This is a genomic window from Actinomadura sp. 6K520 (assembly GCF_004349245.1).
Taxonomy (GTDB): domain Bacteria; phylum Actinomycetota; class Actinomycetes; order Streptosporangiales; family Streptosporangiaceae; genus Spirillospora.
Genome location: NZ_SMLC01000425.1, coordinates 1 through 773, shown reverse-complemented (window position 1 = coordinate 773; position 773 = coordinate 1). Strand labels below are relative to the sequence as shown.

1 protein-coding gene is annotated in these 773 nt (G+C 69.7%); it reads right to left on the bottom strand.

The annotated features are described in order from the left end of the window. Positions 1-773: acyl carrier protein (locus E1289_RS37800; RefSeq protein ID WP_131988998.1), on the bottom strand; the 773-nt coding region annotated here is incomplete at both ends.

Below are 773 nucleotides of genomic sequence, written 5' to 3'. Positions count from 1 at the left end.
GCCAGCCGCGGTTGGTGGGGAATTCGCCGATGGCGTCGTGTTCCTGGGTGACCAGTTCCCATAGTTGCTGCGGGGTGGTGACGCCGCCGGGGTAGCGGCACCCCATCCCCACGATCGCGATCGGCTCGTCCGTGGCGGTCGTCCTCGCGCTCACGGAAGTGCTCGCGAGCGTGTCGAGAAGCGTTCTCCGTAGCTCTTGGGCGAGCGCTTGCGGTGTGGGGTGGTCGAAGACGAGGGTCGCGGGCAGACGGCGGCCGGTCGCGGCGGCGAGACGGTTGCGCAGTTCGATGGCGGTGAGGGAGTCGAACCCGAGTTCGTTGAACTGCCGGTCGGCGCCGATACCGTCCGGGTCGGTGCGGCCGAGAACGGCGGCGATGCCGCTCCGGACCAGGTCGAGAAGGTGTTCCTGCTGCTGGTCAGGGGTCAGCGTGCCCAGATGGTCGGCCAAGCTCGCGCTGCTGCCCGCCCTGGGACGGTGAGCACCGCCGACGAGTGACCGCAGGAGCGGCGGAGGCGGGACGCCGAGACCCCGCGTGCTGATCGGGACGGCGATCAGGTGAGGCCGGGGCGTGGCGAGGGCCGCGTCAAGGAGTTCGAGGCCCTGCTCGTCGGTGATGGGGCTCATGCCGACGCGCATGAGGCGGTTGCGGTCGGTGTCGGTGAGGTGGCCGGTCATGCCGGTGTCTTGTTGCCAGTAGCCCCATCCGATGGATTGGGCGGGTAGTCCTTCGGTGTGGCGGTGGGTGGCGAGGGTGTCGAGGAAGTGGTTGGCG